Origin of the sequence: Burkholderia sp. Se-20378, from assembly GCF_017104665.1 — a bacterium.
Classification (GTDB): Bacteria; Pseudomonadota; Gammaproteobacteria; order Burkholderiales; family Burkholderiaceae; genus Burkholderia; species Burkholderia lata.
This window is the reverse complement of sequence record NZ_JAAGPG010000043.1, coordinates 25345-31344: the sequence shown is the minus strand read 5'-3', so window position 1 is coordinate 31344 and position 6000 is coordinate 25345. Positions and strand designations below refer to the sequence as shown.

The 6000-nt window shown below is 66.6% G+C and carries 7 protein-coding genes; 4 read left to right on the top strand and 3 right to left on the bottom strand.

The window, feature by feature from the left end:
* Nucleotides 1-317, bottom strand: a 317-nt coding sequence (locus G3N93_RS08420; RefSeq protein ID WP_206132775.1) for an NAD(P)-binding domain-containing protein, incomplete at its 3' end; no start/stop codon positions are given.
* A 135-nt stretch (nucleotides 318-452) separates the two neighbouring features.
* On the opposite strand from G3N93_RS08420, the gene G3N93_RS08415 reads away from it, so the two are divergent.
* Both G3N93_RS08415 and G3N93_RS08410 read left to right on the top strand, forming a co-directional pair.
* Complete coding sequence (locus G3N93_RS08415; protein WP_011352399.1) at nucleotides 453-662, top strand: dodecin; 210 nt, start codon at nucleotides 453-455, stop codon at nucleotides 660-662.
* Between the two features lie 220 nt (nucleotides 663-882).
* Complete coding sequence (locus G3N93_RS08410; RefSeq protein WP_006402708.1) at nucleotides 883-1812, top strand: LysR substrate-binding domain-containing protein; 930 nt, start codon at nucleotides 883-885, stop codon at nucleotides 1810-1812.
* Between the two features lie 94 nt (nucleotides 1813-1906).
* Here G3N93_RS08410 and G3N93_RS08405 read toward each other — a convergent pair whose 3' ends face one another.
* The gene (locus G3N93_RS08405) at nucleotides 1907-3319 is read right to left on the bottom strand and encodes an 8-oxoguanine deaminase (RefSeq protein WP_206132774.1); all 1413 of its coding nucleotides are present in this window, start codon (nucleotides 3317-3319) and stop codon (nucleotides 1907-1909) included.
* 511 nt (nucleotides 3320-3830) lie between these two features.
* Between G3N93_RS08405 and uraH the strand changes: the two genes are divergently transcribed.
* Together uraH and G3N93_RS08395 are read left to right on the top strand one after the other, a co-directional pair.
* Nucleotides 3831-4184, top strand: a complete 354-nt coding sequence (gene uraH, locus G3N93_RS08400; protein ID WP_011352401.1) for a hydroxyisourate hydrolase — start codon at nucleotides 3831-3833, stop codon at nucleotides 4182-4184.
* A gap of 51 nt (nucleotides 4185-4235) precedes the next feature.
* Nucleotides 4236-5429: a urate hydroxylase PuuD gene (locus G3N93_RS08395; RefSeq protein ID WP_122945658.1), complete on the top strand. Its 1194-nt coding sequence runs from the start codon at nucleotides 4236-4238 to the stop codon at nucleotides 5427-5429.
* A 100-nt stretch (nucleotides 5430-5529) separates the two neighbouring features.
* Here G3N93_RS08395 and G3N93_RS08390 read toward each other — a convergent pair whose 3' ends face one another.
* The gene (locus G3N93_RS08390; protein ID WP_206132773.1) at nucleotides 5530-5940 is read right to left on the bottom strand and encodes an ACT domain-containing protein; all 411 of its coding nucleotides are present in this window, start codon (nucleotides 5938-5940) and stop codon (nucleotides 5530-5532) included.
* Nucleotides 5941-6000: the final 60 nt, after the last annotated feature.

Below are 6000 nucleotides of genomic sequence, written 5' to 3'. Positions count from 1 at the left end.
TCACGCGTGGCAGCGGGCGGGATGCTCGAATGATCGACGATGCGCTGCAGGCGGCGCGCAGCGGCGTCGCCGGACAGCAGCCCGTGCTCGCCGAACACGACGTCGCCCACCGCACGGCCGTCGAGCACGCACACGAAGACCGTATCGACGCGCTCCACCAGTTCGCGCGGCGTGCCGACCACCTGCGCGCCGTCCTTCACGAGCGCCTCGGCCTTGTCGCGCGAGCGATTCCACACGCTGACCCGATGCCCGGCCGCCAGCAAATGCCGAATCATCGGCGCGCCCATCAATCCCGGTCCGCAAAATCCGACTTCCACGATGTTCCTCGTCTCCGATATGGGTTGAACTTGCCGCCCATCATACCTATCACTCAAGAAGCCGGGCACGCGCGGCGGCGCTTCGGGACCACGGCTTGCACCGGCCATCCATACCGATATCCCAGGGAGCGCATCATGAGCGACCACGTGTACAAGATGATCGAGCTGACCGGGTCGTCGAAGCAATCGAGCGACGACGCCATCCGCAACGCGATCTCGAAAGCCGGCAAGACGCTGCACAACCTGCACTGGTTCCAGGTGACCGAAACGCGCGGCCACATCGAGGGCGACCAGGTCGTGCACTGGCAAGTCACGCTGAAGGTCGGCATGCGCATCGACGACTGACGCGCCCGTCGCATCACACGCCGCGCCGCGATCCGGATCCGCGCAACGCGCGTCCGCGCGGCGCCGCGCGCTTCACATCCCCCCCGTTCGGGCCCCTTGTCGCGGCCCGGCCGGCGGGTGTCTGCGGGTATCCATCTCTTGACGCTGGCCCAGCTTCATATTAAAAACGATATACCCCCATGCCCCCTCGATCAGCCCAGACATATAAAACGGAGATATCATGAGTCAGCAACGCGAGGCGATCGACACGTACCTCTTGCGCGTCTTGCACACCTTGTTGATGGAGCGCAGCGTCACGCGCGCGGCCGTCAAACTGAACCAGTCGCAGCCGGCGATCAGCGCCGCGCTGCGACGCCTGCGCGACATCACCGGCGATCCGCTGCTGGTGCGCGGCAAATCCGGCATGGTGCCGACCGAATACGGGCTGCGCCTGCTCGAGCCCGTGCAGAACGCGCTGCGTGAAATCGAGCGCATCAAGTTCCAGCAGCACAACTTCGACCCGGCCACGTCGATCCGCTGCTACCGGATCGGCTGCCCCGACTACCTGAACGTGCTGTTCGTGCCGACGGTCGTCGAACGCTTCCGCCAGGCCGCGCCGAACGCGACGCTCGAGTTCCATTCGCTCGGACCGGCGTTCGACTACGAGCTCGCGCTGGAGGATGGCAAGCTCGACATCGTCGTCGGCAACTGGCCCGAACCGCCGGAGCAGCTGCACCTGTCGAACCTGTTCGTCGACGAAATCGTCTGCCTGATGAGCAACACGCACCCGTTCGCGAAGCGCGGCGGGCTCACGCTCGACCAGTACCTGAACGCCCCGCATCTCGCGCCGACGCCGTACTCGGTCGGCCAGCGCGGCGCGATCGACGTGCATCTCGCACGCGAACGGCTCAAGCGCCACGTGGTCGTCACGCTGCCGTACTTCAACCTCGCACCGTACGTGCTCGTGAAGTCCGACCTGATCTTCACGACGACGCGCCTGTTCGCCGATCACTACGCGAAGTTCCTGCCGCTGTCGGTCGTGCCGGCGCCGCTCGACTTCCCGCCGATGCAGTACTACCAGCTGTGGCACGAGCGCTGCCACTACTCCGACGAAGTGCGCTGGCTGCGCGGCCTCGTCGCCGAAGCCACCCGCACGCTGATCGAGCCGTAACGGCACGCGCCGCCCGCGCCGTTCCGGCGCGGCGTGGCGACAGCTGGCGGCATGCCCGGCGGCAACGCAGCCGCCGGAGGGCGCCAGCCGTCCTTCAGCGCGACGCCTCGACCAGTGCCTGCGCGAGCGCGTTGTGACGCGCGATGACGGGCGGCAGGTCGAGCGTCGCCAGACGCCCTTCCCGCACCACCACCTTCCCGTTCACCACCGTGTACGCCGTCTGCGACGGTGCGCAGAACACGAGCGCCGCGACCGGATCGTGCAGCGCGCCCGCGAACAGCGGCTGGCGCAGGTCGAATGCGGCGAAGTCCGCGGCCATGCCCGGCTTCAGCGCGCCGATATCGTCACGGTTCAGCACCTTCGCACCGCCGAGCGTCGCGATTTCGAGCGCTTCGCGCGCGGTCATCGCATCGGGCCCGAAACCGACCCGCTGCAGCAGCAGCGCCTGCCGCACTTCCGCCACCATCTGCGCGCCGTCGTTCGATGCGGAGCCGTCGACGCCGAGGCCGACCGGCACGCCCGCGAGACGCATCTTCTTCACCGGCGCGATACCCGACGCGAGCCGCATGTTCGAGCACGGACAGTGCGCGACACCCGTGCCGGTGCGCGCGAACAGGCTGATGCCCGCATCGTCGAGCTGCACGCAGTGCGCATGCCACACATCGTGGCCGACCCAACCGAGATCTTCCGCATATTCGGCGGGCGTCATCCCGAACTTCTCGCGGCTGTACGCGATGTCGTTGACGTTCTCCGCGAGGTGCGTGTGCAGCGACACGCCGTATTCGCGCGCGAGCACGGCCGCGTCGCGCATCAGGTCGCGGCTCACCGAGAACGGCGAGCACGGCGCAACGACCACGCGCAGCATCGCGTAGCGGCCTTCGTCGTGATAGGTCTCGATCAGGCGCTGCGTGTCGCGCAGGATGTCGGGCTCGCGCTCGACGACCGAATCGGGCGGCAGCCCGCCGTCGCGCTGGCCGACGCTCATCGCGCCGCGGCTCGCGTGAAAACGCATGCCGATCCGCTGCGCCGCGCCGATGCTGTCGTCGAGGCGGCTGCCGTTCGGGTAGATGTACAGATGATCGCTCGACGTCGTGCAGCCCGACTGCAGCAGCTCGGCCATCGCGGTGAGCGTCGACACCTCGATCATCTCGGGCGTCAGGTGCGCCCAGATCTTGTACAGGTTCGTGAGCCAGCCGAACAGTTCGGCGTTCTGCGCCGCGGGCACCGCGCGCGTCAGGCTCTGGTACATGTGGTGGTGCGTGTTCACCAGCCCCGGGATCACGAGGTGGCCGCGCAGGTCGAGCACTTCGTCGGCCGTATTGGGCAGCTCGGCGGTCGGGCCGACCGCGACGATCCGGTTGTCTTCGATGTAGAGCCCCGCGTCGCGCAACTCGCGGCGCGTGTCGTCCATGGTCACGAGCACGTCGGCGTGCTTGACCAGCAGGGTTTTCGGGCGGGATGAGGAGGGGTTCGGCGCGCGTGCGCCAGCGTGCTGCTCGAGGTTCATGCGTTCTCCGCGTCGGTCTGCCCCCAGGGGCTGTCCTGGAGGCGGTCACACAGCCGTTCGAACGCTGAATCGCGGCACGCTCCGGTGCCCGCGTCCGTTCGAACGCCCTGGCCCGGTTACCCGGCGTGCTCGCCGTCTTCGGGGTACGCGCGGGCCATCAGGCCGACGCGCACGGCGGGAGGATCGCCCAAGCGCGCGCCGCACACAATGCGCGATCCGGAATACCGCGTTTCACGGTTTCGATATGGTACGCCGCGCAACGCCCCGCCGGAGGCCCGAAACGCCCGCCGGAAGCGGTATCCGGCGTGCCGTCGACAGCCGCTCATGCGCGGCGCATTATCTTTGATATCGCGCCCGTATTTGCGCGGGGAACCTTTTTACAATGCCTGCACGGCGCTCGCTTCAATCTCGCCGACGGGTATGTAGCCACGTGACGTGGAGCCTCGATCCGCCGCACAGTCAATGGATCGAGTCGCCGCCGAACCTCGCATTCACACAAGGACAATTGCGAATGGGAAAGCTCACTACCCACGTACTCGATACGGCGCACGGCCGTCCCGGCGCTGCAATCAAGGTGGACCTCTACGCGCTGGACGGCGAATCGCGCCGCGCGATCAAGACCGTGCTGACCAATAGCGACGGCCGCTGCGACGAACCCCTGCTCGAAGGCGCCGCGCTCGCCGCCGGCGAATACGAACTCGTGTTCCATGCCGGCGACTACTTCGCGTCGCTCGGCGTGAAGGTGCCCGAACCCCGTTTCGTCGATCGCGTCGTGCTCCGCTTCGGCATCGCCGACACCGGCTCGCACTACCACGTGCCGCTGCTCGTGTCGCCGTGGTCGTACAGCACCTATCGCGGCAGCTGACATACGCATCAGCGCCCACATCAAGACAAAATCTGAGTCTGGAGGAGTTTCATGGAAGGCTTCATCACCGACTGGCTGAACCTCGCGCTGCGATGGCTGCACGTCATCGTCGCCATTGCGTGGATCGGCGAGTCGTTCTATTTCGTCGCGCTCGACAACAGCCTGAAACCGCCGACCGACCCGAACCAGCGCAAGCGCGGTGTGTTCGGCGAGCTGTGGCACGTCCACGGTGGCGGTTTCTACAACATGCAGAAGTACACGGTCGCTCCGCCGGAAATGCCGGATGACCTGCACTGGTCGAAGTGGCCGTCGTACACGACCTGGCTGTCGGGCTTCTCGCTGTTCTTCGTGCTGTACCTGCTCGCGCCGAACACGTACCTGATCGACAAGAGCGTGCTCGACATGGGCCCGGTGGTCGCCGTCGCTTCCGCACTCGGTTTCCTCGCGGCCGGCTGGATCGTCTACGACTCGCTGTGTCGCATCCTCGGCACCAACGACCGCGTGCTCGGCATCTGCGTCGGCATCTACGTGGTCGCCGCCGCCTACCTCGCGTGCCACATCTTCGCGGGTCGTGCCGCCTACCTGATCGTCGGCGCGATGCTCGCGACGATCATGTCGGCGAACGTGTTCTTCGTGATCATCCCCGGCCAGCGCAAGATGGTCGACAAGATGCTCAAGGGCGAGGAGCCGAACCCGATCTACGGCAAGCGCGGCAAGCAGCGCTCGGTGCACAACACGTACTTCACGCTGCCGGTCGTGTTCGCGATGCTGTCGAACCACTACGCGATGACCTACACGAACAAGTTCAACTGGGTCGTGCTCGTGATGATCATGCTGGCCGGCGCGCTGATCCGCCAGTTCTTCGTGATGCGTCACCGCGGCAAGCAGCTGTGGTACCTGCCGATCGGCGGCGTCGCACTGCTGTCGGCCGCGCTGGTCTGGACGATGCCGAAGCCGGTCGCACCGGAAGCGCAGGCCGCGAACGCACCGAAGGTCGTGATCAACGACATCATGCCGATCCTGCAGCAGCGCTGCGTCGAGTGCCACTCGGCGAAGCCGACGCTGATGGGCAGCGCGCCCGCAGGCGTGATGTTCGACACGCCGGACGAAGTGTCGAAGAACGCACAGCGTATCTACGAACAGGCCGTGCGCCTGAAGGCGATGCCGATCGGCAACGTCACGCACATGACCGACGACGAGCGCACGAAGCTCGCCGCCTGGTTCGAGGGTGGCGCGAACAAGTAAGCCGCCGTGCGCCGGGATCGCTTTCCGGCGTAATCCTTTCCGTTCGCGGGCCCGGTGACGGGCCCGTTTTTTTTTGCGTGCCCCGGACGCCCTTCGCGTATCAGCCGCGCATCGCGTCGCGCTGGAGCGCGACAAGTGCATCGAGTGCGCGCGCGCCGTCGTCGAACGGCACGAAGATGTGATCGTGACAGGCCGCCGCCATCACGTTGCAGCTGATGCCGGCCGCGCCGAGTGCGCGTGCGAACGCCGCCGTGAGGCCGACAGCCGCGAGGTCGGAATGCACGGTCAGCGTGATCCAGGCGGCGCGAAACAATACGGGCCAGCCACGGCGCGCGGCCGCCTCCTCATCGACCACGACCGTCAGCCCTTCCGCCTCGCGGAATGTCGCAATCACTTCGGATAACGATACGTCTGCGTCGGTCGGCAGCGACACGAATGCGAACGCGCCCGGATGCAGTTCGGGCTGCATCGTGCTCAGCAGGATCGCGAGGTTGCTTTCTGGTTGGCTCATCGAAGGAACACGCCCGGAACCGGGCATCGTGCTGTGGAGATGCGGGCACGATAGCACGCG

Bases quoted from the DNA above. Each gene is read 5' to 3' on its own strand.
- G3N93_RS08395 (WP_122945658.1), top strand. From the start codon at position 4,236: ATGGAAGGCTTCATCACCGACTGGCTGAACCTCGCGCTGCGATGGCTG.
- G3N93_RS08390 (WP_206132773.1), bottom strand. From the start codon at position 5,940: ATGAGCCAACCAGAAAGCAACCTCGCGATCCTGCTGAGCACGATGCAG.
- G3N93_RS08405 (WP_206132774.1), bottom strand. From the start codon at position 3,319: ATGAACCTCGAGCAGCACGCTGGCGCACGCGCGCCGAACCCCTCCTCA.
- G3N93_RS08415 (WP_011352399.1), top strand. From the start codon at position 453: ATGAGCGACCACGTGTACAAGATGATCGAGCTGACCGGGTCGTCGAAG.
- uraH (WP_011352401.1), top strand. From the start codon at position 3,831: ATGGGAAAGCTCACTACCCACGTACTCGATACGGCGCACGGCCGTCCC.
- G3N93_RS08410 (WP_006402708.1), top strand. From the start codon at position 883: ATGAGTCAGCAACGCGAGGCGATCGACACGTACCTCTTGCGCGTCTTG.